The 24,432-nt window shown below is 40.9% G+C and carries 28 protein-coding genes and 1 pseudogene; 28 read left to right on the top strand and 1 reads right to left on the bottom strand.

The window, feature by feature from the left end; all coding sequences use genetic code 11:
- Positions 1 to 66 precede the first annotated feature (66 nt).
- The 9 genes from LCD34_RS01130 (at position 67) to fni (ending at position 8,462) form a co-directional block, all read left to right on the top strand.
- Positions 67 to 1,038, top strand: coding sequence for a YpdA family putative bacillithiol disulfide reductase (locus LCD34_RS01130; RefSeq protein WP_024718498.1), 972 nt, complete (start codon positions 67 to 69; stop codon positions 1,036 to 1,038).
- 155 nt (positions 1,039 to 1,193) lie between these two features.
- Entirely contained in the window at positions 1,194 to 1,850 is a 657-nt protein-coding gene (gene prsW, locus LCD34_RS01125) for a glutamic-type intramembrane protease PrsW (protein ID WP_008344507.1), read from the top strand.
- A 132-nt stretch (positions 1,851 to 1,982) separates the two neighbouring features.
- The gene (sleB, locus tag LCD34_RS01120; protein WP_008344509.1) at positions 1,983 to 2,894 is read left to right on the top strand and encodes a spore cortex-lytic enzyme; all 912 of its coding nucleotides are present in this window, start codon (positions 1,983 to 1,985) and stop codon (positions 2,892 to 2,894) included.
- Between the two features lie 16 nt (positions 2,895 to 2,910).
- Positions 2,911 to 4,260 carry a germination protein YpeB gene (gene ypeB, locus LCD34_RS01115; RefSeq protein ID WP_035391640.1) on the top strand — a complete coding sequence of 450 codons (1,350 nt, stop codon included), beginning with the start codon at positions 2,911 to 2,913 and terminating at the stop codon, positions 4,258 to 4,260.
- A gap of 102 nt (positions 4,261 to 4,362) precedes the next feature.
- Positions 4,363 to 5,010: a flagellar brake protein gene (locus LCD34_RS01110; protein WP_035391642.1), complete on the top strand. Its 648-nt coding sequence runs from the start codon at positions 4,363 to 4,365 to the stop codon at positions 5,008 to 5,010.
- 63 nt (positions 5,011 to 5,073) lie between these two features.
- A complete protein-coding gene (locus LCD34_RS01105) occupies positions 5,074 to 5,256 on the top strand; it encodes a YpfB family protein (protein WP_008344514.1) in 183 nt (60 codons plus the stop codon).
- Between the two features lie 71 nt (positions 5,257 to 5,327).
- Positions 5,328 to 6,005: a (d)CMP kinase gene (gene cmk, locus LCD34_RS01100; RefSeq protein ID WP_017359766.1), complete on the top strand. Its 678-nt coding sequence runs from the start codon at positions 5,328 to 5,330 to the stop codon at positions 6,003 to 6,005.
- A 223-nt stretch (positions 6,006 to 6,228) separates the two neighbouring features.
- On the top strand, positions 6,229 to 7,380 hold the full coding sequence (gene rpsA / locus LCD34_RS01095) for a 30S ribosomal protein S1 (protein ID WP_008344519.1): 1,152 nt from the start codon (positions 6,229 to 6,231) through the stop codon (positions 7,378 to 7,380).
- Between the two features lie 14 nt (positions 7,381 to 7,394).
- Positions 7,395 to 8,462, top strand: coding sequence for a type 2 isopentenyl-diphosphate Delta-isomerase (gene fni / locus LCD34_RS01090; RefSeq protein ID WP_025207552.1), 1,068 nt, complete (start codon positions 7,395 to 7,397; stop codon positions 8,460 to 8,462).
- Positions 8,463 to 8,604: 142 nt separating this feature from the next.
- Here the strand turns inward: fni and LCD34_RS01085 are convergent, their stop codons facing one another.
- Positions 8,605 to 8,736 (bottom strand): YpzI family protein, encoded by a 132-nt coding sequence (locus LCD34_RS01085; RefSeq protein ID WP_008344525.1) that lies wholly within the window; start codon positions 8,734 to 8,736, stop codon positions 8,605 to 8,607.
- 178 nt (positions 8,737 to 8,914) lie between these two features.
- Here LCD34_RS01085 and LCD34_RS01080 point away from each other — a divergent pair, with 178 nt between their 5' ends.
- The 19 genes and pseudogenes from LCD34_RS01080 to aroH all read left to right on the top strand — a co-directional run bounded on the left by LCD34_RS01080 (position 8,915) and on the right by aroH (position 24,420).
- Positions 8,915 to 9,457 carry a hypothetical protein gene (locus LCD34_RS01080; RefSeq protein WP_136944838.1) on the top strand — a complete coding sequence of 181 codons (543 nt, stop codon included), beginning with the start codon at positions 8,915 to 8,917 and terminating at the stop codon, positions 9,455 to 9,457.
- Positions 9,454 to 10,338 (top strand): YIEGIA family protein, encoded by an 885-nt coding sequence (locus LCD34_RS01075; RefSeq protein ID WP_007500964.1) that lies wholly within the window; start codon positions 9,454 to 9,456, stop codon positions 10,336 to 10,338. Before LCD34_RS01080 ends, LCD34_RS01075 begins: the two co-directional genes overlap by 4 nt.
- A gap of 6 nt (positions 10,339 to 10,344) precedes the next feature.
- Positions 10,345 to 10,539, top strand: a complete 195-nt coding sequence (locus tag LCD34_RS01070) for a capping complex subunit for YIEGIA (RefSeq protein WP_008344527.1) — start codon at positions 10,345 to 10,347, stop codon at positions 10,537 to 10,539.
- 159 nt (positions 10,540 to 10,698) lie between these two features.
- Positions 10,699 to 12,009 carry a ribosome biogenesis GTPase Der gene (gene der / locus LCD34_RS01065; RefSeq protein WP_008344528.1) on the top strand — a complete coding sequence of 437 codons (1,311 nt, stop codon included), beginning with the start codon at positions 10,699 to 10,701 and terminating at the stop codon, positions 12,007 to 12,009.
- 14 nt (positions 12,010 to 12,023) lie between these two features.
- A complete protein-coding gene (locus tag LCD34_RS01060) occupies positions 12,024 to 13,061 on the top strand; it encodes an NAD(P)H-dependent glycerol-3-phosphate dehydrogenase (protein WP_008344529.1) in 1,038 nt (345 codons plus the stop codon).
- A 266-nt stretch (positions 13,062 to 13,327) separates the two neighbouring features.
- Positions 13,328 to 13,531, top strand: a complete 204-nt coding sequence (locus tag LCD34_RS01055) for a DUF2768 domain-containing protein (protein ID WP_017367508.1) — start codon at positions 13,328 to 13,330, stop codon at positions 13,529 to 13,531.
- 18 nt (positions 13,532 to 13,549) lie between these two features.
- The gene (locus tag LCD34_RS01050; protein ID WP_007500961.1) at positions 13,550 to 14,275 is read left to right on the top strand and encodes a hypothetical protein; all 726 of its coding nucleotides are present in this window, start codon (positions 13,550 to 13,552) and stop codon (positions 14,273 to 14,275) included.
- Between the two features lie 205 nt (positions 14,276 to 14,480).
- Positions 14,481 to 15,959, top strand: a complete 1,479-nt coding sequence (gene spoIVA / locus LCD34_RS01045) for a stage IV sporulation protein A (protein ID WP_008344534.1) — start codon at positions 14,481 to 14,483, stop codon at positions 15,957 to 15,959.
- Between the two features lie 374 nt (positions 15,960 to 16,333).
- Entirely contained in the window at positions 16,334 to 16,612 is a 279-nt protein-coding gene (gene hbs / locus LCD34_RS01040; RefSeq protein WP_003215863.1) for a non-specific DNA-binding protein Hbs, read from the top strand.
- A 190-nt stretch (positions 16,613 to 16,802) separates the two neighbouring features.
- On the top strand, positions 16,803 to 17,372 hold the full coding sequence (gene folE / locus LCD34_RS01035; RefSeq protein WP_003215789.1) for a GTP cyclohydrolase I FolE: 570 nt from the start codon (positions 16,803 to 16,805) through the stop codon (positions 17,370 to 17,372).
- Positions 17,373 to 17,395: 23 nt separating this feature from the next.
- Positions 17,396 to 17,626, top strand: coding sequence for a trp RNA-binding attenuation protein MtrB (gene mtrB, locus LCD34_RS01030; RefSeq protein WP_008344541.1), 231 nt, complete (start codon positions 17,396 to 17,398; stop codon positions 17,624 to 17,626).
- A gap of 115 nt (positions 17,627 to 17,741) precedes the next feature.
- Positions 17,742 to 18,509, top strand: coding sequence for a heptaprenyl diphosphate synthase component 1 (locus tag LCD34_RS01025; RefSeq protein WP_008344543.1), 768 nt, complete (start codon positions 17,742 to 17,744; stop codon positions 18,507 to 18,509).
- Positions 18,510 to 18,512: 3 nt separating this feature from the next.
- On the top strand, positions 18,513 to 19,217 hold the full coding sequence (locus tag LCD34_RS01020; RefSeq protein ID WP_007500957.1) for a demethylmenaquinone methyltransferase: 705 nt from the start codon (positions 18,513 to 18,515) through the stop codon (positions 19,215 to 19,217).
- A gap of 24 nt (positions 19,218 to 19,241) precedes the next feature.
- Complete coding sequence (gene hepT / locus LCD34_RS01015) at positions 19,242 to 20,204, top strand: heptaprenyl diphosphate synthase component II (RefSeq protein ID WP_007500951.1); 963 nt, start codon at positions 19,242 to 19,244, stop codon at positions 20,202 to 20,204.
- A gap of 129 nt (positions 20,205 to 20,333) precedes the next feature.
- Positions 20,334 to 20,780 (top strand): nucleoside-diphosphate kinase, encoded by a 447-nt coding sequence (gene ndk / locus LCD34_RS01010; protein ID WP_003216015.1) that lies wholly within the window; start codon positions 20,334 to 20,336, stop codon positions 20,778 to 20,780.
- Between the two features lie 144 nt (positions 20,781 to 20,924).
- Positions 20,925 to 21,700 (top strand): annotated as a pseudogene (locus LCD34_RS01005) (CheR family methyltransferase).
- Positions 21,701 to 21,776: 76 nt separating this feature from the next.
- On the top strand, positions 21,777 to 22,949 hold the full coding sequence (aroC, locus tag LCD34_RS01000; RefSeq protein ID WP_007500947.1) for a chorismate synthase: 1,173 nt from the start codon (positions 21,777 to 21,779) through the stop codon (positions 22,947 to 22,949).
- Positions 22,949 to 24,040, top strand: coding sequence for a 3-dehydroquinate synthase (gene aroB, locus LCD34_RS00995; RefSeq protein ID WP_007500945.1), 1,092 nt, complete (start codon positions 22,949 to 22,951; stop codon positions 24,038 to 24,040). The genes aroC and aroB overlap by 1 nt, the downstream gene beginning before the upstream one ends.
- Entirely contained in the window at positions 24,037 to 24,420 is a 384-nt protein-coding gene (aroH, locus tag LCD34_RS00990) for a chorismate mutase (protein ID WP_181891506.1), read from the top strand. The genes aroB and aroH overlap by 4 nt, the downstream gene beginning before the upstream one ends.
- The last annotated feature ends 12 nt before the right edge of the window (positions 24,421 to 24,432 follow it).

The following is a 24,432-nucleotide window of genomic DNA, read 5'->3' as shown; positions in this document are numbered from 1 at the left end:
GGAATCATGCAAAGAATCAAACAGCCCAGCAATTGTTATTGCAGTGAAACGACAGGAGTGGAACAAATGAAACAAGAAAAAGCGATCATAATAGGAGGCGGCCCGTGCGGTCTATCAGCTGCCATTGCATTCAAGCAAATTGGGATTGATGCACTTGTGATTGAAAAGGGCAATGTGGTCAACAGTATTTATCATTACCCTACACACCAAACCTTCTTCAGTACAAGTGAAAAGCTTGAGATCGGTGACGTCGCTTTTATCACTGAAAATCGGAAACCCGTTCGTATTCAGGCGCTTTCCTATTACCGAGAGGTGGTCAGGCGAAAAAGCCTTCGTGTGAATGCTTTTGAAAAGGTAAACGCTGTGACGAAAAAAGATGGCCGTTTTACGGTAAATACATCAAAAGACGACTATACATGTGACTATGTTGTGATTGCGACTGGCTACTATGATCATCCTAACTATATGAATGTAAAAGGGGAAGACCTTCCTCATGTGTATCATTATTTTAAAGAAGGACACCCCTACTTTGATAAAGATGTGACGGTGATCGGCGGGAAGAACTCTAGTGTTGATGCTGCCCTGGAACTTGTGAAATGCGGAAGCAGGGTGACGGTTTTATATAGAGGAACTGAATATTCATCCAGCATCAAACCTTGGATTTTACCAGAGTTTGAAGCGCTTGTTCGAAATGGCACCATTCGAATGGAGTTCGGTGCAGAGGTGAAGGAAATCACAGAACAGGATATTGTCTTTACAAACCAGCAGGGCCAAACGGATCGAGTGAAAAGTGATTATGTGTTTGCGATGACAGGTTATCATCCTGATCATTCATTTTTAGAAAAAATGGGTGTAACAATCGATCCAGAATCAGGTCGCCCAGCATTTGATGAACAAACAATGGAAACAAATGTAGAAGGTATTTTCATTGCAGGGGTCATTGCAGCTGGTAACAACGCCAACGAAATTTTCATTGAAAATGGAAGATTTCATGGCGGGTTAATTGCAGAAGAAATCAACAAAAGAATCAACGGGTAAAAAAAGAACTGGGTCCTTCTAAGGGATTCAGTTCTTTTTTATGTAAATTGGGATTATATAGAAGATTATTTTTGGGAAAATGGGCTCGAGTCATATAAAAAAGGGGTGATTCGTGGTACGATAATAAAGGATAATGTAGGGAAAGAGGTCTGATTATGATCGCAATCATTTCAGCAGGTTTAGCTCCCGGCATCGCACTTTTAAGTTATTTTTATTTGAAAGATCAATACGACAATGAGCCGGTTCATATGGTCATCAGATCTTTTATGCTAGGTGTCATACTTGTGTTTCCAACCATGTTTATTCAGTATGTCCTCCAAGAGGAAAATATCGCCACGAATCCTATCGTGATTTCATTTGTGACATCGGGTTTTTTAGAAGAATCATTAAAGTGGTTTATTTTAATGGTCAGTGTCTATGCGCACGTACAGTTTGATGAACACTATGACGGGATTGTCTATGGAACAAGCGTCTCGCTTGGATTTGCGACACTTGAAAATATTCTGTACTTAGTGGGTCATGGGGTAGAGTACGCGTTTACACGTGCCTTGCTGCCTGTATCAAGCCACGCTTTATTTGGTGTGGTGATGGGGTTTTATATAGGTAAAGCTCGCTTCTCTGATAAAAAAGAGCAGCGAAAATGGCTGATTCTCTCTTTAATACTTCCTATCCTTTTTCATGGCTTATATGATTTCATTCTTCTTGGCATGAAAAATTGGGGATATATTATGTTGCCGTTCATGATTTTTTTATGGTGGTTTGGTCTGCGGAAAGCCAAAAAAGCCCGTGCGGTGAAGATGGTACAAATTTAAATTGGAAAACGTCCTATACGTCTTTAGGGCGTTTTTTGTCTTTTCCATCCAATTCCCTCCTGTGATGAATGTATAAAAATAGGGATCGGAAGAAACATATATTCAAACATCAAAAGTACAGGAGGATCAAATATGGACAAAGCTCGTTTCATGAAACAAATCGTCCTTATCTTCTCAATTGTTCTGCTCGCGTCTTCATTGATGACAGCTGAAAAAAGTGAAGCTTTCACGAATCAAGTGATTCAGCGGGGAGCTACAGGAGAAGATGTCGTCGAGCTCCAGGCAAGGCTCCAATACAATGGTTTTTACAATGGAAAAATAGACGGTGTGTATGGCTGGGGAACTTACTGGGCCGTGCGCAATTTTCAAAGCCAGTTTGGTGTAAAGAAAGTCGATGGACTCGTAGGGGAAAAAACAAAAAGCCTATTAGTTCAAAAGACGAAATACTATAAAGAGTTTGTGCAACAGCAGTTGCAAAAAGGGAATCAGTTTACGCACTACGGCGGGAAACCTCTTGATCAGCAAACAAAGGCTCCTGCGCAAAGAAACACGCAAAAAAAGACAGCACAAGGTGCAAAAGAGAATCAAAAAAGTCAAAGCGGAGGAAACAGCTCGTCTGGAAAGCAGTCAGGAAATGGTCAAGCAAATCAAACGCCGAAACAAACAGCAGCCAACATGCCAGGTGGTTTTTCAAGCAATGACATTCAGCTCCTTTCACAAGCTGTTTATAGTGAAGCGAGAGGTGAACCTTATGAAGGACAGGTAGCGATCGCAGCCGTCATCTTAAACCGTTTAAACAACCCGACCTTTCCAAACACGATTGCTGGTGTCATTTTTGAACCGCTTGCGTTTACCGCTGTAGCAGATGGACAATTTTATATGGCGCCAAATGAAACCGCTAAAAAGGCAGTATTTGATGCCATTAATGGCTGGGACCCATCTGAAAGCGCCGTTTATTACTTTAATCCTGATACAGCAACAAGCCCATGGATTTGGGGAAGGCCACAAATTAAACGAATCGGGAAACATATTTTCTGTGAATAAAAAGAGGTGTAAATAAATGATCAGAGGAATATTGATTGCTATTTTAGGAATTGCTGTCATCTCAACAGGATACTGGGGCTATAAGGAGCATCAAGAAAAAGATGCAGTGCTGCTTCATGCAGAGAACAACTATCAAAGAGCCTTCCATGATCTAACGTATCAAGTCGATCAGCTGCACGATAAACTTGGCGCTACACTTGCGATGAACAGCCAAACATCTATATCTCCAGCACTTGCAGATGTATGGAGAATGTCATCAGAAGCGCATAACAATGTCAGCCAGCTTCCGCTCACATTGATGCCTTTTAACAAAACAGAAGAGTTTCTAGCGAATGTCGGTGACTTTAGCTACAAATCGTCACTTAAATCTTTATCAGATGAACCATTAAACAAGGATACACACAAAACCATTACCACTTTATATGATCAAGCGGCAGATATTCAAAACGAGCTTAGACAAGTGCAGCATCTCGTACTCAACAAAAATTTAAAATGGATGGATGTTGAAATGGCACTGGCTGATGGAGATCGAAAAAACGACAACACCATCATTGACGGATTGAAAACCGTTGAGAGAAATGCTGATGCGTTTGCAGATGTTGATCTCGGCCCTACAAATGTGTCAACTGAATCAGAAACGCAAGGCTACAACCACTTAAAAGGCCAAAAGATTTCAAAAAAAGAAGCGATCCGCATCGCCCAGCAATTTGCGCCTGACCATAACCAAGATTTTAAGGTGAGAAAAAGTGGGAGTAAAACGAACCGTGATGTCTACAGCCTGTCAATGTCTGACCCTGACAACCGGGCAAACTTTTATTTAGACTTGACTGAAAAAGGAGGCCATCCTGTTTATCTTCTTCAGAACCGTGAAGTGAACAAACAAAAAATCAGTTTAAATGATGCCTCAGAAAAAGCACTAAGTTTCTTAAAGAAGCATGGATTCGATACTGAATCATTTCATTTAGATGAGAGTGCACAATTTGATAATATCGGCGTATTTACCTATGTCCCTTTACAGAATAACGTATTGCTTTATCCAGATAGTATTCGAATGAAAGTCGCTTTAGATGATGGAGAGGTTGTGGGATTCTCAGCGAAAGACTATTTAATGAATCACAGAAAACGTGACATGAAAGCACCAAAAATTTCTCGAAAAGAAGCTGAAAAGACCTTAAATAAACATGTGAAGATCGAGGATACACATGTAGCTCTTGTTCAAAATGATATGTCAGAGGAAGTTCTCTGCTATGAGTTTTTAGGAACCATTAAAAACGACACGTACCGAATGTTCATTAATGCAGATACTGGAAAAGAAGAAAGAGTAGATAAACTAAAAAATGCAGAACCTATATATAAAGACCTATAGAAAAGGAAGCGAGGAAAAGGCGAATAAGCCTTTTCCTTTTGTTTTATACATGGTTTAATATAAGAGAGGATACGATTTCACAGATGAAAAGAGTGATGAGGAATGTTACAAATAGGGGATGCAATCACAATTGAGTATGTCAATGAGAACAAAGAAGTGAAAACTGCAAAATCGAAAGTTTTGGAAAATAATAACGATGATATTTGCATTAATTATCCAGCTGATAAAGAAACGGGGCGCACGATCTATTTAAATCAAGAAACAGAAATCACCGTCTTCTTTTTCGATGAAAATCAAATTCCATACAAATGTACAAGCAAAGTCATTGGGAAAAGAAAAGAAGATATTCCGATGATTGTCGTTTCGATTCCGCCAAAAGAAGAAATGATCCGGCTTCAGCGAAGAGAATATCTTCGAGTGGATACGATGGTGAAAGCGTCCATTACGCAAAATGGTGAAGAAACCTTCGACACATTTATTGTCAATATGAGTGCTGGCGGTGTAGCAATTGCTGTTCCAGAAGGTATCTCACTAAAAGAATATGGCGAGGTCGTCACAGAGTTTGAACTTTCACTTAAAGAACCAGTGAAAATTAAAGCGATTGCAGAAATGAATCGTGTTTATCAAGATGAACAGACGGGGAAAACAAGAGCGATCATGGAATTTACTGAAATCACAAACGACCACCAGCAACACATCATGAAGTACTGCTTCCAGCAGCAGCTTCTAACACGTGTGAAAAAAGTATAAGAATAAAGGTTGTCAAAAGCTTCCATACTAGAGAGAAAGAATCTAGCGTTGGAGGCTTTTTGTATGAAAACAATGGAAAGATGGCTATTCAAAGCAGTGCTCATTCAGCTCATTCTGCTTTTGGCGGTTCAGGTCACCCTTCACTTGACGAAAGGAGAACTATTTTTGTCAAAAGTCGTACAATACGAGGGTGTGAATAACATGAGCATTGAAGATTGGATTGAGACATTTAAGCAAAAGGATTGATAGAAAATTCCCCCGTTTGAGCGGTGATCGTGTTACAATTCATAAGGGAGATTCAATCAAGGAGAGGTATTATGAAAAAGAAATTATCTATCGCAATTGACGGTCCTGCTGCAGCAGGAAAAAGCACTGTGGCAAAAATTGTCGCAGCGAAAAAATCATATATTTATATCGATACAGGTGCGATGTACCGCGCAATTACACTTGCAGCACTCAATCAAGGCGTAGACCTTGAAGACGAACAGGCACTTGATGCGTTATTGAAAAACACAGTCATTGAACTTGTGTCAACTGACGAAGGTCAAAAAGTACATCTAGACACGATTGATGTCACAGAAGACATCAGAACAGACCGTGTGAGCAATCAAGTCTCTGTTGTTGCAAAGCATCGAGCTGTTAGGGAAGAAATGGTCCGCAGGCAGCAAGAGCTGGGGAACCGAGGCGGTGTCGTCATGGATGGAAGAGACATTGGCACGCATGTTCTTCCAGATGCAGAAGTGAAAATTTTCTTACTTGCGTCAGTAGAGGAAAGAGCAAAACGCCGTTTTGAAGAAAATCAGAAAAAAGGCTACGATGTCAATTACGATCAGCTGATCGAAGAGATTGCAAGACGTGACAAGCTTGATTCTGAGCGGGAGGTATCACCGCTGAAGAAAGCAGATGACGCCATTGAAATTGACACGACTTCTCTTTCTATTCAAGAGGTTGCAGGTAAAATTTTAGATGCAGCAGAGCGTGTAGAAAAACAGTAAGAAATTTTAGAAAACTTTTATAAGTTAGAGGTTTATCTCTTGACAAACAAGGTCTTTTATTAGAAGTTTATACTAATACTATTTTTATTGATCATTCAAGCAATTCTGTTGATTTGAATGTTTCTATAATACATATTCGGCTGGCAATCATCATGCTAAGGACACATATTCACCCAGTCGTTTTAACTAAGCTGTGTAGGTTTGGACCAAGGAGGTTATCGAAATGACAGAGGAAATGAATCAAATCGATGTTCAGGTACCAGAGGTTGGAGATGTAGTGAAAGGGATTGTTTCTAAAGTTGAGGACAAGCATGTCAATGTAGATATCGTCAATGTGAAACAACCTGGGATCATCCCAATCAGTGAATTATCAAGTCTTCACGTTGAAAAAGCATCAGATGTCGTGAAAGATGGCGACGAGTTAGAGCTTAAAGTAACAAAGGTCGAAGACGATGCTTTGATTTTATCGAAACGTGCTGTTGATGCAGACCGCGCTTGGGAAGACCTAGAGAAAAAGTTTGAAACAAAAGAAGTATTTGAAGCAGAAGTAAAAGACGTTGTCAAAGGTGGTCTAGTGGTCGACATTGGTGTTCGCGGATTTATTCCTGCGTCTCTTGTTGAGGCACACTATGTAGAAGACTTCACTGACTACAAAGGAAAAACACTCTCGCTTGTTGTGGTAGAGCTTGACCGCGAAAAAAACCGCGTGATTCTATCGCATCGTGCAGTCGTTGAGCAAGAACAATTAGACAAGAAGCAAGACTTCCTGCAAAAGCTTGCAGTAGGCAGTGTGATTGATGGAAAAGTGCAGCGCCTGACTGACTTTGGTGCATTTGTTGACATTGGCGGCATTGATGGATTAGTTCACATTTCTCAACTATCCCATGCGCATGTCGAAAAGCCATCTGACGTTGTTGAAGAAGGACAGGAAGTGAAAGTCAAAGTTCTTGCTGTTGACCGCGATAACGAACGTATCTCACTATCTATTAAAGAAACATTACCAGGACCTTGGAGCCAAATTGGTGAAAAGGTAAAACAAGGTGATGTTCTCGAAGGAACCGTTCAACGTCTTGTGAGCTTTGGAGCATTTGTTGAAATTCTGCCAGGTGTAGAAGGACTTGTGCATATTTCCCAAATTTCACACAAACATATCGGTACTCCTCAAGAAGTCCTTGAAGAAGGGCAGACTGTGAAAGTGAAAGTGCTTGATGTCAATGAAGATGAAGAGCGCATTTCACTTAGCATTCGTGAATTAGAAGAGAATCCTGAAAAACAAATCGAAGAGGATTACCGTCAATATCAGGCGAAAGAAGAAAATACAAGCGGATTCCAGCTTGGTGACCTGATTGGTGATAAACTCAATAAACTAAAATAATTTGGTGATCAAAATTGACGCGAGCAGAAAGAAAGAAACAGCATATTGAGCATGCTTTGTCGACTGGCCAGCATGCAGCAACAGGTTTACAAGATGTTTCCTTCGTTCACGCCAGTTTACCAGATCTTGCGACATCACAAATTGATACACATACGACAATTGGCGGACTGACTTTCGGTTCGCCAATTTTTATCAATGCAATGACTGGTGGAGGCGGAGAATCGACCTATGAGATTAATCGCTCTTTATCTATCGCAGCGAAGGAAACCAATATTCCAGTAGCAGTCGGATCACAAATGGCTGCATTGAAAGATGCAGACGAACGTCGTACGTATGAAGTGGTTCGAAAGGTGAATCCAGATGGACTCGTTTTTGCCAATTTGGGCAGTGAGGCGACAATTCAGCAAGCACGGGATGCCGTTGACATGCTGGAGGCAAACATGCTCCAAATTCACTTAAACGTGATTCAAGAGATCGTCATGCCTGAAGGAGATCGTGATTTCAGAGGTGCTGTTGAGCGGATCGCAGCCATCACTGAATCAATTGAGGTACCTGTTGTCGTCAAAGAAGTTGGATTTGGGATGAATAAGGAAACAGCAAAGAAATTATTTGATGCTGGAGTTGCTGCTGTTGATGTAGGCGGATTTGGGGGAACGAATTTTTCTAAAATCGAGAACCTGCGCCGTCAAAAAGCACTTCGCTATTTTGACCAGTGGGGAATTCCAACTGCAGCGAGTCTGGCTGAAGTACATACAGCCTTTCCAGATCAAACCGTCCTAGCTTCTGGAGGCATTCAAGATGCACTTGATGTGACAAAATCAATTGCTCTTGGTGCGTCTGCCGCTGGATTAGCCGGCTTTTTCTTAAAATCCCTGACGAGTGGTGGAGAAAAGGGCCTCATTTCTGATATCATTGATCTACAAGATGATGTGAAGATGTTGATGACAGTACTTGGCATGAAGACAATTGAGGAGCTACGGCAAGCTCCAATTGTGCTTACAGGGAAAACAAGTCATTGGCTGAAAGAAAGAGGCGTGGATACTACGTACTATAGTTTAAGAAATAAGAAGACAAAGGACTAAATGAAATTTAGCCCTTTGTCTATGAAAGACAGCTGCTTTTTGCGGAGCGAATTTGACATTCATGAGCACCAATGCGCAGGACTGACATTGAATGCGAGGGTTTGTTTGCACGCTGAGACATGTGATGATCACATGTCTTTTTTTATTGATTTCTTTTGCGAGCGTCTTCCGGGCCTTCTAAAGTTGTTGCCCCTTTGTGATGAATGGATTGATCACGGTCAGATTCAACTCTTCTTGATGCCTTTAGGCGTTTTTCCTGTCTATCCTTACCCATCATACATCCCTCCTCAACTATTAGGGTGTCACCTCTTGTTTATTTCATGCAAATCCCGCACCTTCTCATACGTTTAAAAACTGGAGATTTTCCCATAATGTAATTGAGGTGATGAGGGTTGGAGGCATTGTACTATTATTGGTCAATATGGTTCGTTTGGATTATGGTGACATTTATCATGGAGAAAAGCACATGGCGCAATGTGCTGGGCGTATGTGTTCTCATTCATATTATATGCAGTCATGTCATGGTTTCTATTTTAGACATGAGGATCAATGCAGGATTTTTGATGACCTTTTTATATGCTTGCATGTCATTCGTGATCTTTCGGCCTGCTCATCGAATCATGCGAATCATGCAATTAGGTTCAATGGTCAGTGCGTATGCCTTTTTTATGATTTTTGCATTATATGATCCAGTTTGGTTCACGATAATAAAGGTGGACTGGGTTGTATTTGCCTTGCTGATCTTGATGTGTTTAACATATGGGCATCAGTTAACGGAACGGATCACTTTATGGATGATGGCTATATGTCTGGGGGAAGCCCTTTATGCGCTTACGATTCATCGCCTCACATCTTCCATTGTCATAGGAGATCTCTCGTTTCTTTCCATGGCTGTTCAAGGAGCTGTCTTTCTATTAGGTGTAGGTCAGCTTGAAAAACTCTTGAACACCCGTTCATCTAGAAAACCAGTAAAAGGGGCTGCAAAATCAACATGACGGATTACACGTTTCCTGTGATTATTGGTGTCATCTTTGGGATGGCGGCTAGGCTTTATATGCTAAGAACTGATTATCGGCAATATCCCACATATATTCATGGACAAGTGATTCACATTGCGCTAGGTTTTATTGCATCAGGCCTTGGTGCTATTATTATGCCTGCGCTGATACAGGAAGAATTCACTGCAATTACCTTCTTGACGCTTGCAGCCACGCAATTTCGTGATGTGCGTAATATGGAAAGAAATACATTGACCCAAATGGATTCGTATGAGCTTGTCTCACGAGGCAGTACATATATCGAAGGCATTGCGATCGCCTTTGAAAGTCGAAATTATATTGCCATTCTTACTGCCCTTATTACAACGACCGCCTGTATTTTCTTCTCGCTCGTCGTTGGGACAGTGGTCGGTATTCTTTGTTTTTTCATGGCAAAACTATTAATGTCAGGGAGCCAATTAAAGGATATCGTGAATATTCAAAAAGGGGAACTTCGCTTTGACGGCGCAGGACTTTACGTAAATGATATTTACATTATGAATATCGGGCTGCCTGAAAAGCAAAAATTGATTTTAGAGCATGGAATGGGGTTCATCTTGACTCCGAAGAATTTTAACTCGGCCACAACCATCGCAAACCTTGGGCAGCGGCAGGCTATCTTATTTGATTTATCCAACGTGCTTGGTGTATACCGAGATTCTGGTGAACCATCGCTTTGTCCGCTCGCAAAACGTGATCTGAATAATGGCACACTTGGCGTATTCATTTTACCGCAATGGCAGCGTGAAGATTTAGCTGTCCGTGTATTAGAAGAGGTGCCTATTTTAGAAAATGCCATTAGAATGCCGACAGATTTCATTAAAAAGAAAGTGAGGTAATAGGGCATGGCGAACACCATTGAACAATTTATATTGGCTGTGGCGACAACAAATAAAGAGCGGGTCATTGGCGGAACAGCCGTTTTTTTCTGTGAAAATAAAGAAGAGCTTGACATGTATGCCATGAATTTAGAGGCCATTTTAGATGGAATTGCACACGGCATTGGAGAAGATCTTTACTTGATCGTCAAACATTTTTAAGTTATTCATTGTGGTCTGATTAAAAATTGATATAATATATAAGTTGAACCCTTCATGTTTGAAGGGTTTATTTCATAAAACTGAATGAAAATTATAAATCCCGGTTGAAACATGATGATGAACATATTGAATCGCGGCTGGATTGAAAGGAAGGGTACTATGGGTAAACCTGTCGTAGCCATTGTTGGAAGGCCCAACGTTGGAAAATCTACAATTTTTAATCGAATCGCAGGCGAAAGAATATCGATTGTAGAAGACACACCTGGTGTAACAAGAGATCGAATCTATAGCTCTGCTGAATGGTTAAATTATGACTTTAATTTAATAGATACTGGTGGAATTGATATTGGAGATGAGCCGTTTTTGGCGCAAATTCGCCATCAGGCTGAAATCGCAATGGATGAAGCGGATGTTATTATCTTTATGGTCAATGGAAGAGATGGCGTCACATCTGCGGATGAAGAAGTCGCAAAAATTTTATATCGCACGAAAAAACCTGTCGTACTTGCTGTCAATAAATTGGACAACCCTGAAATGAGAAGCGACGTGTATGACTTTTATGCACTTGGATTTGGCGAACCGTATCCGATTTCTGGAACGCACGGACTCGGTCTAGGTGATCTGCTTGATGCTGTCGCAGAGCATTTCAAAAACTTACCAGATACACAGTATGATGAAGAAGTGGTACAGTTCTGCTTAATCGGCCGCCCAAATGTAGGGAAATCCTCTTTGGTGAATGCGATGCTCGGTGAAGAACGTGTCATTGTCAGCAACATCGCTGGTACGACAAGAGATGCTGTAGATACAATGTTTACGTACAACCAACGTGACTTTGTCATTGTCGACACAGCAGGTATGAGAAAAAAAGGGAAAGTATATGAAACAACAGAGAAATACAGTGTACTTCGAGCGTTAAAAGCCATTGATCGATCGGATGTTGTCGCTGTAGTTCTTGATGGTGAAGAAGGCATTATTGAACAGGATAAACGTATTGCCGGCTACGCACACGAAGCGGGTAAAGCCGTTGTGATCATTGTGAACAAGTGGGATGCTGTTGAAAAAGACGAGCGTACAATGAAGGAATTTGAGCAAAACATTCGTGAGCATTTTCAATTCCTTGATTATGCACCTGTCTTATTCATGTCTGCTCTTACGAAAAAGAGAATTCACACGTTAATGCCAACAATTATTACCGCTAGTGAAAATCATGCGATGCGCGTTCAAACGAACATTCTAAACGATATTATCATGGATGCTGTAGCGATGAACCCAACGCCGACCCATAACGGACAGCGTCTGAAAATTTACTATGCAACACAAGTGGCGATCAAACCGCCGTCCTTTGTTGTGTTTGTAAATGATCCAGAACTTATGCACTTTTCTTATGAGCGTTTCCTAGAAAACCGAATTCGAGATGCATTTGGTTTTGAAGGAACACCAATTAAAATATTTGCGAGAGCGAGAAAATAAAAAGGGTGAGCAGGATGAAGAAAATTTCAGTACTTGGAGCAGGGAGCTGGGGAACAGCTCTTGCGCTTGTATTAGCTGATAATCATCATGATGTACACATGTGGGGACATAGACAAGAATTAATTGATCAAATCAATGAGAAACATGAAAATCATGATTACTTGCCTAATGTTGCATTGCCAGCATCTATTCAAGCGACAACAGATATGAAACAGGCACTAGAAGGGACAGATGCGATTATTGTCGCTGTGCCAACAAAGGCCATTCGAGAAGTATTGAAACAGGCAAATGAGTTCATTACGTCAAAGGTGCCATTTGTTCATGTCAGTAAAGGAATTGAACCAGATACGCTTCTTAGAATTTCTCAAATGATTGAACAAGAAGTCCCAGAAGCAAAAAGAGAAGCAGTTGTTGTCCTGTCAGGACCAAGTCACGCTGAAGAAGTTGGCTTGCGTCATCCGACAACTGTTACAGTTTCATCAGAACATATTGAAGCGGCTCAATTTGTTCAAGATTTGTTTATGAACAACAACTTCAGAGTGTACACAAACCCTGATGTGATTGGAGTGGAAATTGGCGGGGCGCTGAAAAACATCATCGCTCTTGCGGCAGGAATCACAGACGGACTCGGATATGGCGATAATGCGAAAGCAGCGCTCATCACAAGGGGTCTTGCTGAAATCGCCCGCCTCGGCACAAAAATGGGAGGAAACCCTCTTACGTTTGCCGGGTTAACAGGTGTTGGAGATTTGATTGTCACATGTACAAGTGTTCATTCACGTAACTGGCGCTGCGGGAATTTACTCGGTAAAGGATATAAGCTCGAAGAAGTGCTTGAAAAAATGGGGATGGTTGTCGAAGGCGTCCGCACAACAAAAGGCGCTTATCAGCTCTCCAAAGAATACAAGGTCAGCATGCCGATTACAGAGGCTCTTTACGGCGTCCTATTTGAAGGGAAAAAGGTAGACGATGCTGTAGAATCCTTAATGGCACGTGTGAAAACACATGAGATGGAAGACCTTGTGAACATGTTCGAAAACCAAACAAAGTAATTGGAAGACTGAACTTAGGCGTGTAGAGGATGCAAGAAGGGGCAGACTTGCATAACATAACAATGAAGTTTGAATAGAGCTTTGCCTCTACAGAATGAGGAAAAATAGTCGACCTAATGACTGAAGCAGAGTCCCCCTCTTTGCTTCAGTTTTTTTATGCACTTTTTTCTGAATGATTGGAAAAATGATTGATATTTGACTTAATTTTGGTTTAGAATGAAATATAAACGCTTACAATTCGTTTGTATTAAAGGGGGACAGGCACGATGAGTTTTGCTTTAATCAAGATGTGGTTTGCGCTTGGTTCAATGGGGCTCATGTTTTTAGCCGTTGTAACCATTTATCTGAGTAGATTTAAGCTGAAGAGCCGGTTTCTGAAAATAACAGCCTCAACTGTCGCGTACAGCTTAATGCTCATATCAGGTGTCATTGTGTTTTTAGTTGTATTTAGCGGGCCGGTCAATGAATAAAGAAAAAGGAAGAATGTGATGATCAAAGCAAAAATCAGTGTCATGCTGTTAACACTTATTTTACTTACGGGGTGCCTCTATCCAGAGAATCGCAAAGCTGAAAACCGCGTGCCATATAAAGAGCAGCTGCAAAGTGTGCAGACAGCGATTGAAGACTTTCAAAAAGCGACAAATGGCCTTTTACCGATTGAAACAAAAGAAGGCGACACACCTATTTATCAGAAGTATGTCATTGACTTTAAGCGTCTGTCACCAAGATATTTACACGATGTACCGTCGACATCTTTTGAAGGCGGGGGCGAATATATCTATGTCCTCACAGACGTCGAACAAAATCCAACGGTGAAACTGCTTGATGTCAAAATGACACAAACGATCAGTGAATTACGTCTGAGGATCAAAATATATCAAGATGAACATACATATCCGCCATATGGCAAAGTAGTATCCAAAGATTTATATACGTTAAATGAAAAAAAACTAGGGTTAAAAGCACCGCCTACAGTGACGAGCCCTGTCACGGGGGAATCACTTCCATTACTGATTTCCTCAAATGGCGAAATCTATGTTGACTATCGCAGTGATTTTGCCCAGATTTTGAAAAATACGAAACAAAAGCTGAAACCAGGTGAAAATATTCAAGATGTCTATTGGCAGGAAACCCCGTTTGTACCAGCGTTTTCTGTTCCATATACGATCAACAAAAAAGGTGAGCCGGCTTTTTTAGAAAAAAAGACGTCATAAACAAGAATGAACCTTTCTCCTCTGCATATAAATGAGGAGAAAGGTTTTTTTATGGCTAAACATACTCTCAAAACAAAAAAGGTGTCATATTCAAATAGGACAACGTCATACACATATATTGTCCTGACACCTTTCAAGCACCGTTTGATTGAAGTATAGAGTATTTTATTTGAAAACGAGGATAGCAAGTCCGGGAGGGGATCACTTGGAAAAAGTCGATATTTTCAAGGATATCGCTGAACGAACAGGAGGCGATATATATTTAGGAGTCGTTGGAGCTGTTCGTACAGGGAAATCTACGTTTATTAAAAAGTTTATGGAGCTCGTGGTGCTCCCGAATATCAATAATGAGGCAGACCGTGCAAGAGCACAGGATGAATTGCCGCAAAGCGCAGCAGGAAAAACCATTATGACCACAGAACCAAAATTTGTGCCAAATCAAGCGGCATCCATTCACGTGAGCGACGGCCTGGATGTCAACATTAGGCTTGTCGATTGTGTAGGCTACACCGTGCCTGGTGCACGCGGGTATGAAGATGAAAATGGTCCGAGAATGATTAATACGCCGTGGTATGAAGAGCCAATCCCGTTTCATGAAGCAGCGGAAATTGGTACACGCAAGGTCATTCAAGAGCATTCAACCATTGGTGTTGTGATTACAACAGATGGATCAATTGGGGAAATCCCAAGACATGACTATATTGAATCAGAAGAACGTGTCATTGACGAACTCAAAGAAGTTGGAAAGCCGTTTATTATGGTGATCAACTCTGTGAGACCTTATCACCCTGAAACAGAAGCACTGCGGCAGGAACTTAGTCAAAAATATGATATTCCTGTACTCGCGATGAGTGTCGAAAGTATGAGAGAACAAGACGTTCTCAGTGTACTTCGTGAAGCATTATATGAATTTCCAGTGCTTGAGGTGAATGTGAACCTGCCAAGCTGGGTCATGGTACTAAAAGAAGATCATTGGCTAAGAGAGAGTTATCAGGATTCAGTGAAAGAAACCGTCAAGGATATTAAGAGATTAAGAGATGTTGACCGAGTGGTAGGTCAGTTCAGTGAATTCGATTTTATCGAAAGAGCGGGCTTAGCAGGCATTGAAATGGGTCAGGGGATCGCAGAAATTGATCTGTATGCGCCGGATGATCTATATGATCATATCCTAAAAGAAGTGGTTGGTGTGGAAATTAGGGGCAAAGATCACCTTCTTGAGCTCATGCAAGATTTTGCACATGCGAAAACGGAGTATGATCAAGTGTCTGACGCTTTAAAAATGGTGAAGCAGACTGGTTATGGAATTGCGGCACCAGCTTTGTCAGATATGAGTTTAGATGAGCCGGAAATCATTAGGCAAGGATCAAGATTCGGCGTCAGATTAAAAGCAGTCGCGCCATCTATTCATATGATTAAGGTAGATGTAGAAAGTGAGTTTGCGCCGATTATCGGAACAGAAAAACAAAGTGAAGAGCTCGTCCGATACTTAATGCAAGACTTTGAAGATGATCCGCTTTCGATCTGGAATTCCGATATATTTGGACGCTCACTCAGCTCGCTTGTCAGAGAAGGCATTCAAGCAAAACTCTCGCTGATGCCGGAAAATGCAAGGTATAAACTAAAGGAAACGCTTGAACGAATTATTAACGAAGGATCAGGCGGTCTGATCGCGATTATTCTATAGGATGTGAGACCTCTCATTGATGGGGGTCTTTTTTTGCGTGCGGGTGAAGTCATAAAAAGACAATTGTATAAAGATTAGTCAGATTCAGGCTGAAATTAGGAATATTCGTTCGCAAAAGTGCCCTTAATCCTTGACGAATAAGGATTCTTCCCTTTAAAATGCTTGATATGGTATTTCATATGTGTTAATCTACTTACAGAAAATCTTCACTTTGTTGGACAAACATTCCTTCAAAGAGAAGTTTTCTAATGAAAAGCCATGTATGACGCTTTCTAGACGCTCTTTTTTTCAAAAAAGGTGTATAGAAAGAAGATGAATTGTGAAGAAATGATAACAATCTATTGAATGCATATTTTTGGGAGGAGGTGAAAGGCATGAACAAGACAGAACTTATTAACGCGGTTGCTGAAGCAAGCGAGTTATCTAAAAAAGATGCGACAAAAGCAGTTGATTCTGTTTTTGATACAATTTTAGATGCACTTAAAAATGGTGACAAAATCCAACTTATTGGTTTTGGTAACTTTGAAGTACGTGAGCGTTCAGCTCGTAAAGGACGTAACCCACAAACTGGTGCAGAGATCGAAATCCCTGCAAGCAAAGTACCTGCTTTCAAACCAGGTAAAGCACTTAAAGACGCGGTGGCAGGTAAATAATCGTTATGTGTAATGATCCTATTGAAGGAGTTATACATATACAGTTTCACACTGGTCTAGAAAAGCCCCTTTGATAAGGGGCTTTTCCTTTTGAATCAAATGGTTTGTTTAGAACGCTCTCCTTTGCTTTTAGGATCTGAAGTGTGCTAGAATCTGAATGAAATGTAATCGCCTTTGGAGGATATAATACATGAGTGAAATAAATAAAGAATTAATCGAACACGCTGTACGCGATATATTAAAAGCGATTGGAGAAGATCCAGATCGTGAAGGACTTCTTGATACCCCAAAACGAGTAGCAAAAATGTATGAAGAAGTGTTCTCGGGATTAAATGAAGATCCAAAAGAACATTTTAAAACCATTTTTGGTGAAGATCATGAAGAACTCGTTCTTGTCAAAGATATTGCTTTTCATTCAATGTGTGAACACCATCTTGTGCCATTCTATGGCAAAGCCCATGTCGCTTATATTCCGCGCGGCGGAAAAGTAACGGGACTCAGCAAGCTGGCAAGAGCAGTAGAAGCCGTGGCAAAGCGCCCGCAGCTTCAGGAGCGCATTACATCAACGATTGCAGATAGTATGGTGGAAACTTTAAATCCACATGGTGTGATGATTGTCGTTGAAGCAGAGCATATGTGTATGACGATGCGCGGAGTGAAGAAGCCCGGCGCTAAAACAGTCACTTCAGCAGTACGCGGTACATTTGCAAATGATGCGGCAGCAAGAGCAGAAGTGCTTTCATTTATTAAAAACGACTAATCCATAGATGGAAGGTGAACAGATTGAGTGAAAATAAAGCATCTGATTTTGTGGTGATTAAAGCCATTGATAATGGTGTCAATGTGATCGGCTTAACTAGAGGTTCCGATACAAGATTTCACCATTCCGAAAAGCTCGATAAAGGTGAAGTCATTATCGCACAATTTACTGAGCACACATCAGCCATCAAAGTGCGGGGCGATGCTGTCATTCAAACAAGCTTCGGTGAAATTCAAAGCGAAGCAAAGAAATAACGCACGACTATGCACTTGATAGCATGAAAGTCAGGCCTGATATGGTATAATAAATCTCTATACAATGTAGAGAGCTACATATGAAACTGTAATTTTTGGGACAAGGGTGATATCTTTGCAAGACATCTACGGAATTTTATCTAATCTGAATATAAAATTAAACAAAAAGCTTTCTCATCCTTACTTGGCGAAGCATTTGCGTGCGCCGCTCATCGATGAAGATAAGCTCCTTCTTTTTCATGCAATGTTTGATGAAGCTCAAATCGATGCTGAGAAAAAAGAAAATTATATTTTAACGGCGATGCTTGTGCAAATTGCCCTTGATACCCATGACGAAGTCACAACTGCTGCAGCCATCAAACAAGACGAGTTCAAAAATCGTCAGTTGACCATCCTAGCAGGAGACTATTTCAGCGGTCTCTATTACTCTCTTCTCTCTGACATGAAAGACATTTACATGATCCGCACTCTCGCCACGGCGATCAAAGAGATTAATGAACATAAAATTAGACTATATGATCGATCCATTCAAGATGCAGCCCACTTTTATAAAAGTGTTGCTACAGTGGAATCTGCGCTATTCCAAAGAATTTCTGAGCACTTTCAATTGACGCATTGGAATGAAATTGCAAGTCACTTCCTTGTTTATAAACGTTTTATGAAACAAGCAGAAGACGACAAACATTTAAAACTTTTTTTGAACGATAGCTATACGGACGCCTATACATGTTTTGACAACTTTGAGAATGAAGGCTATGAAAAGGCCAAACGATCAATCAAGGAGCATCTTGTTTCATCTCCGATCGTTCAAAAAGAGCTATTAAATCGCTTGGATCATATGAAAAATGAACCTGCGTACCATCAGAAAGTGGAAGAAGGGTAAGTCATGCAGCAATCAAAAGAACAGCGAGTACACGGTGTATTTGAAAAAATTTATAAAAACTATGACCAAATGAACTCTGTCATTAGCTTTAAACAGCATAAAAAATGGCGCGATAAAACAATGAAGCTCATGAATGTTCAAAAAGGAGCCAAAGCACTAGATGTATGCTGTGGAACTGCCGATTGGACGATTGCGCTTGCAGACGCTGTTGGAGAAACTGGCGAGGTCAAAGGTCTTGACTTCAGTAAAAATATGCTGAGTGTTGGCGAAACGAAGGTGAAAACAGGCGGCTACAATCAAATTGAGCTGCTCCACGGCAACGCAATGGAGCTTCCTTTTGAGGACAACTCATTTGATTATGTCACAATCGGTTTTGGACTTCGAAATGTCCCTGATTACTTAACAGTGCTAAAGGAAATGACGCGAGTGGTAAAACCTGGTGGAATGGTTGTCTGCCTTGAAACATCACAGCCTGAGATGATTGGGTTTAAACAAGGGTATTATGTCTATTTCAAATACATCATGCCGCTCTTTGGCAAGCTGTTTGCCAAAAGCTATCAGGAGTATTCATGGCTTCAAGAATCAGCCAAAACATTCCCTGGCATGAAAGAACTGGCGTCTCTTTTTGAAGAGGCTGGTCTGTCTGATGTCTCGTATCATCCATTTACAGGCGGTGTAGCAGCAACACATATCGGAAAGAAGCTTTGAATAAACGATATTTGGGTGAAAATAATGAAACTAAAAGCAATGATTTCTTTTCTAAATCATGATATCGATATAATTGAAAAAGAGCTTGAACAAACCGTTCGCTCTGATTATGCATTATTAAGTGAAGCCGGTCTTCATTTGCTGCAAGCGGGCGGAAAACGAATCCGCCCCGTTTTTGTTCTCCTTTCAGGCATGTTTGGTGACTATGATATTAATAAAATTAAATATGTAGCCGTAGCGCTTGAATTAATTCATATGGCATCACTTGTCCATGACGATGTCATTGATGATGCAGAACTGAGAAGAGGAAAACCGACGATTAAAGCAAAATGGGACAACAGAATTGCGATGTACACGGGGGATTACTTATTTGCAAGGTCACTCGAGTACATGACGAAAATCAATCACCCAATGGCACATGAAATTTTGTCAAAAATGGTCGTCGAGCTCTGTCTTGGGGAAATAGAACAAGTCAAAGATAAATACAACATGGACCAAAACCTTCGTACATATTTAAGAAGAATTAAACGAAAAACAGCCTTGCTTATTGCAGGTAGCTGCCAATTAGGTGCGATTGCAGCTGGAACAGATGAAAAAACACATAAAGCCCTTTACTGGTTTGGGTACTATGTTGGTATGTCGTACCAGATCATTGATGATGTCCTTGATTTTACATCAACTGAAGAAGAATTAGGTAAACCTGTTGGCGGGGACCTTTTACAAGGAAATGTCACTCTTCCCGTTTTATATGCGCTTCAGAACCCGACGTTAGAAGGTCAGTTGAAGCTGATCAATAGTGAAACGACGGAAAAGCAGCTGAAACCTGTGATTGAACATCTCAAACAAACAGATGCGATCGACCGTTCCATTCGAGTGAGTGAAATGTATTTGAAAAAAGCATTTGAACAGCTCGATCAACTTCCGCGCGGGCGGGCTAAATCTTCATTAGCGTCGATTGCAAAATATATTGGTAAACGAAAATTCTAATCAACGTTTCGTTGATTGGTTTTTTTGTGAAATTTTTTGTCAAAAATTGATTATTATAAAAAAAAATGATACGATCACTTTGTAACAATGTAAGCCTATACATACATAACGACGGGGTGGAGAACGTATATGGACAAAACATTTCTTATGGTCAAACCTGATGGTGTGGAAAGACAATTAATCGGTGAAATTGTGTCAAGATTCGAAAAAAAGGGGCTTCAGCTTGTTGGAGCAAAGCTCATGAGCATTCCAAAAGAAGTAGCAGAAACACATTACGGAGAGCATAAAGAAAAACCATTTTTCGGTGAATTGGTTGACTTTATTACGTCAGGACCTGTATTTGCGATGGTATGGCAAGGTGAACAAGTCGTAGACGTAACAAGGCAGATAATTGGAAAGACAAATCCGAAGGAAGCGCTTCCAGGAACAATAAGAGGCGACTATGGATTAACTGTTGGCAAAAACATTATCCATGGCTCAGACTCACCAGAAAGTGCCGAAAGAGAAATCAACCTGTTCTTCAAACAAGAAGAACTGACAAACTGGGATCAAACGATCTCAAGCTGGATTTATTAATGTTCAAGCCAAAGTGTTCATCAAATGATCACTTTGGCTTTTTTATATTGAGATTTCTATACGAATTTTCGCATGAGATGATACAAATTTATGATAAAAACAGCTATACTAGGACAAAGATAGATGAGACAGGAGAGGACATTGATGGATCAGTATCAAGTATTTGTTGGAAAATGGAAAAAACTAACTGGGGTAGATCTGAACTTATATAAGAAGCACAAATGAAACGAAGATTAACATCCCTTTATGATAAAAAAGGCTATAAAGATTTTGAGGCATTTGCGTCTGCTCTTGAAAAGGACAAAGCGCTATTAGATGAAACGATGGATCGAATGACGATCAATGTGTCAGAATTTTACCGAAACTATCAGCGCTGGGAAGTACTTGATCAAAAAATCCTGCCGCTGCTTTCAAAAAACAGTGGCATCCTAAAAATATGGAGTGCAGCTTGCTCAACTGGAGAAGAGCCGTATACACTCTCAATGCTGCTATCAAGCCATCCGCTTGTGAAGGACTTCCAAATTATCGCAACGGATATAGATGATAAAGTCCTGCAATCTGCGCAAAAAGGAAGATATCATGAACGATCTTTGCAAGAGGTGCCAGATCAAATCAAGCAAAAATATTTCACCAAAGAAGATTCTTCATTTTACACGGTGAAGGATGAGATTCGAAAGCACATTCAATTTAAGAAACACAACCTTTTAGCAGATCCATATGAAAAACAGCTGGATCTCATCGTGTGCAGAAATGTCCTCATCTACTTTACAGAAGAGGCGAAAGAAGAAATTTACTTAAAAATGAGCAGCAGTTTAAAGCAAAACGGCGTATTATTTGTTGGTTCTACAGAACAAATTTTTCATCCAGAAAAGTTTGGATTAACCTCTGCTGATACTTTCTTTTATCAAAAGAAGGGGTAGTAGCTGACTTTTTAGTAGGAAGTGTGTTATTATAGTTTTACTTAAAAGCGTTAATGCGATGAAGGGAGAATAAGTCATGAGGTACTTAACAGCAGGTGAATCACATGGTCCACAACTGACCACAATTATTGAAGGAGTTCCAGCGGGACTTTACATAGAGCAGGATGACATCAATTATGAACTGGCTAGAAGACAAAAAGGTCATGGCCGCGGAAGAAGAATGCAGATTGAAAAAGACCAAGCGAAAGTGTTAAGTGGTGTTCGCCACGGGAAAACATTAGGTTCTCCTATTGCACTTGTTGTTGAAAATAATGATTGGAAGCACTGGACAAAGGTCATGGGTGCAGAGCCGATTACTGAAGAAGAAGAGAGTGAAATGAAGCGTCAAATCTCTCGTCCAAGACCAGGGCATGCGGATTTAAATGGTGCGATTAAATATGGTCACCGTGATATGAGAAACGTATTAGAGCGCTCATCAGCACGCGAGACAACGGTTCGTGTAGCAGCAGGTGCAGTAGCTAAACAAATTTTGGCTCACCTTGGAATCAAAGTGGCTGGTCACGTCCTTGAAATTGGTGGAGTAAAAGCTTCCCATACCGCTTATGAATCTATTGAAGATTTGCAAAAAGTAACAGAAGAATCACCTGTTCGCTGCTATGACAGTGAAGCTGGTCAAAAAATGATGGATGCCATTGACGAAGCGAAGAAAAACGGCGATTCAATTGGTGGTATTGTCGAAGTCATCGTTGAAGGGATGCCAGTTGGAGTCGGCAGCTATGTGCACTATGACCGTAAACTGGATAGCAAGCTTGCAGGCGCAGTACTGAGTATCAACGCTTTTAAAGGTGTTGAATTCGGTATTGGCTTTGAGGCAGCTTCTAAAAATGGCAGTGAAGTTCATGATGAAATCATCTGGGATGAAGAAAAAGGCTATACGAGAAAAACAAACCGCTTAGGTGGTCTTGAAGGCGGAATGTCAACTGGCATGCCAATCGTCGTAAGAGGGGTTATGAAACCAATCCCAACTCTATACAAACCATTGCAAAGCGTGGATATTGAAACAAAAGAACCTTTCTCTGCAAGTATTGAGCGTTCTGACAGCTGTGCTGTTCCAGCCGCAAGTGTTGTGGCAGAAGCAGTCGTTGCATGGGAAATCGCCAATGCAGTGGTTGAGCAGTTTGGTCTTGATCAAATTGACCGCATTAAAGAAAATGTGGACAAAATGCGCCAGCTTCAGAGGGAGTTTTAATGAAAACACTGGAAGTGAAGACGTCTTCAGCCACTTATCCTGTATATATCGGTGATGGGATTAGACAAAATATCGTAGACTTGATTACTTCCACTGGGCGATCCTACACGAAGCTCTTCATCGTGACAGATTCAGCCGTCGATGCCCTTTATGGAGATGAAATGGTTCAATTACTTAAACAGAAATGGTCTGTACAAAAAGTAGTGGTGCCAAACGGAGAACAATCAAAATCTTTTGCACAGTTTGAGCAGATTCATACGAAAGCCATCCAATTTCAACTCGACCGCTCCTCATGCATCATTGCATTAGGAGGCGGGGTGATTGGAGACTTGGCTGGCTTTGCTGCTGCCACTTATATGAGAGGCATTGATTTTATTCAAGTACCGACCACGCTGCTTGCACATGATAGTGCAGTCGGCGGAAAAACCGGAATCAATCATCCGCTCGGCAAAAATTTAATTGGTGCGTTTCATCAACCGGCTGCTGTCATTTATGATACAAGTATGCTAGAGACACTCTCACCAATAGAGCTGAGATCAGGCTTTGCAGAAGTGATAAAACATGCACTGATTTCAAGTGAAGTCTTTTTATCAGAACTGATGTCCATTCGTTCGTTGACAGAATTATCAAAGGATGAACTGGCACATATGCTTTATCAAGGGATTCAAGTGAAAGCATCCATTGTTCAAGAAGATGAAAAAGAACAAGGTGTGCGGGCATACTTGAATTTAGGTCATACACTAGGGCATGCCATTGAAGCGGAGTATGGATACGGTGCGATCACGCATGGAGATGCCATTGCAATTGGCATGCAGTTTGCTTTATATGTCAGTGAAAAAGAGCAAGGACTCAGCCTAGATCGTGAGAAACTTAAAGTGTGGATGAAAGAACTAGGGTTCCCAGTACAAGTCACACAAACGATTTCAACCAAAACATTTGTCGATCGCATGATTGGTGATAAGAAGGCAAGAGGCGGGAGTGTTCAGTTTGTTTTGCTAAAACAAGTTGGAGACGTCACCCTGCAATCTTTCACAAAAGATGAGCTGTATCACTGGCTCGAAGAATGGAAACGGGAGGAGGGCTGTCTATGATGTTTCGCGGGATACGCGGGGCTACAACTGTGACAGAAGATACAGAAACAGAAGTGTTAACCAAAACGAAGCAGCTGCTAGAAGCGATCATTTCAAAAAACCAAGTAGATCCAGAGCGTGTCGTGCAGATCTTGATTTCAGCTACACAAGATATTCACTCCGTTTTTCCAGCAAAAGCACTCAGGCAGTTTGAAGGATGGACCTATGTGCCTGTCACTTGTATGCAAGAGCTTGACATTGATGGAGGTCTAAAGAAGTGCATTCGCGTTTTAATGACCGTTCAGACAGATGTCAAGCAGGAAGACATACAGCACATATACTTGGAAGAGGCTGTCACGCTTCGGCCTGATTTACAGTTGACAAAAAACAAGGAATTATAATACGATATGAAC

Source organism: Bacillus sp. RAR_M1_44 (assembly GCF_020165935.1).
Taxonomy (GTDB): Bacteria; Bacillota; Bacilli; order Bacillales; family Bacillaceae; genus Bacillus; species Bacillus altitudinis.
Note: the sequence above shows the minus strand (reverse complement) of the source record. Positions and strands in the feature narration are given on the sequence as shown.

What these genes read in the sequence shown, in the direction of transcription:
- cmk (WP_017359766.1), top strand. Translation starts at nt 5,328, where the DNA reads ATGAAAAAGAAATTATCTATCGCAATTGACGGTCCTGCTGCAGCAGGA.
- LCD34_RS01075 (WP_007500964.1), top strand. Translation starts at nt 9,454, where the DNA reads ATGACGGATTACACGTTTCCTGTGATTATTGGTGTCATCTTTGGGATG.
- hepT (WP_007500951.1), top strand. Translation starts at nt 19,242, where the DNA reads ATGAAACTAAAAGCAATGATTTCTTTTCTAAATCATGATATCGATATA.
- LCD34_RS01105 (WP_008344514.1), top strand. Translation starts at nt 5,074, where the DNA reads ATGAAAACAATGGAAAGATGGCTATTCAAAGCAGTGCTCATTCAGCTC.
- hbs (WP_003215863.1), top strand. Translation starts at nt 16,334, where the DNA reads ATGAACAAGACAGAACTTATTAACGCGGTTGCTGAAGCAAGCGAGTTA.
- LCD34_RS01060 (WP_008344529.1), top strand. Translation starts at nt 12,024, where the DNA reads ATGAAGAAAATTTCAGTACTTGGAGCAGGGAGCTGGGGAACAGCTCTT.
- aroC (WP_007500947.1), top strand. Translation starts at nt 21,777, where the DNA reads ATGAGGTACTTAACAGCAGGTGAATCACATGGTCCACAACTGACCACA.
- ypeB (WP_035391640.1), top strand. Translation starts at nt 2,911, where the DNA reads ATGATCAGAGGAATATTGATTGCTATTTTAGGAATTGCTGTCATCTCA.
- LCD34_RS01055 (WP_017367508.1), top strand. Translation starts at nt 13,328, where the DNA reads ATGAGTTTTGCTTTAATCAAGATGTGGTTTGCGCTTGGTTCAATGGGG.
- folE (WP_003215789.1), top strand. Translation starts at nt 16,803, where the DNA reads ATGAGTGAAATAAATAAAGAATTAATCGAACACGCTGTACGCGATATA.
- aroB (WP_007500945.1), top strand. Translation starts at nt 22,949, where the DNA reads ATGAAAACACTGGAAGTGAAGACGTCTTCAGCCACTTATCCTGTATAT.
- LCD34_RS01050 (WP_007500961.1), top strand. Translation starts at nt 13,550, where the DNA reads ATGATCAAAGCAAAAATCAGTGTCATGCTGTTAACACTTATTTTACTT.
- LCD34_RS01080 (WP_136944838.1), top strand. Translation starts at nt 8,915, where the DNA reads ATGGAGAAAAGCACATGGCGCAATGTGCTGGGCGTATGTGTTCTCATT.
- LCD34_RS01085 (WP_008344525.1), bottom strand. Translation starts at nt 8,736, where the DNA reads ATGGGTAAGGATAGACAGGAAAAACGCCTAAAGGCATCAAGAAGAGTT.
- LCD34_RS01110 (WP_035391642.1), top strand. Translation starts at nt 4,363, where the DNA reads ATGTTACAAATAGGGGATGCAATCACAATTGAGTATGTCAATGAGAAC.
- der (WP_008344528.1), top strand. Translation starts at nt 10,699, where the DNA reads ATGGGTAAACCTGTCGTAGCCATTGTTGGAAGGCCCAACGTTGGAAAA.
- aroH (WP_181891506.1), top strand. Translation starts at nt 24,037, where the DNA reads ATGATGTTTCGCGGGATACGCGGGGCTACAACTGTGACAGAAGATACA.
- LCD34_RS01130 (WP_024718498.1), top strand. Translation starts at nt 67, where the DNA reads ATGAAACAAGAAAAAGCGATCATAATAGGAGGCGGCCCGTGCGGTCTA.
- LCD34_RS01020 (WP_007500957.1), top strand. Translation starts at nt 18,513, where the DNA reads ATGCAGCAATCAAAAGAACAGCGAGTACACGGTGTATTTGAAAAAATT.
- sleB (WP_008344509.1), top strand. Translation starts at nt 1,983, where the DNA reads ATGGACAAAGCTCGTTTCATGAAACAAATCGTCCTTATCTTCTCAATT.
- rpsA (WP_008344519.1), top strand. Translation starts at nt 6,229, where the DNA reads ATGACAGAGGAAATGAATCAAATCGATGTTCAGGTACCAGAGGTTGGA.
- ndk (WP_003216015.1), top strand. Translation starts at nt 20,334, where the DNA reads ATGGACAAAACATTTCTTATGGTCAAACCTGATGGTGTGGAAAGACAA.
- LCD34_RS01070 (WP_008344527.1), top strand. Translation starts at nt 10,345, where the DNA reads ATGGCGAACACCATTGAACAATTTATATTGGCTGTGGCGACAACAAAT.
- prsW (WP_008344507.1), top strand. Translation starts at nt 1,194, where the DNA reads ATGATCGCAATCATTTCAGCAGGTTTAGCTCCCGGCATCGCACTTTTA.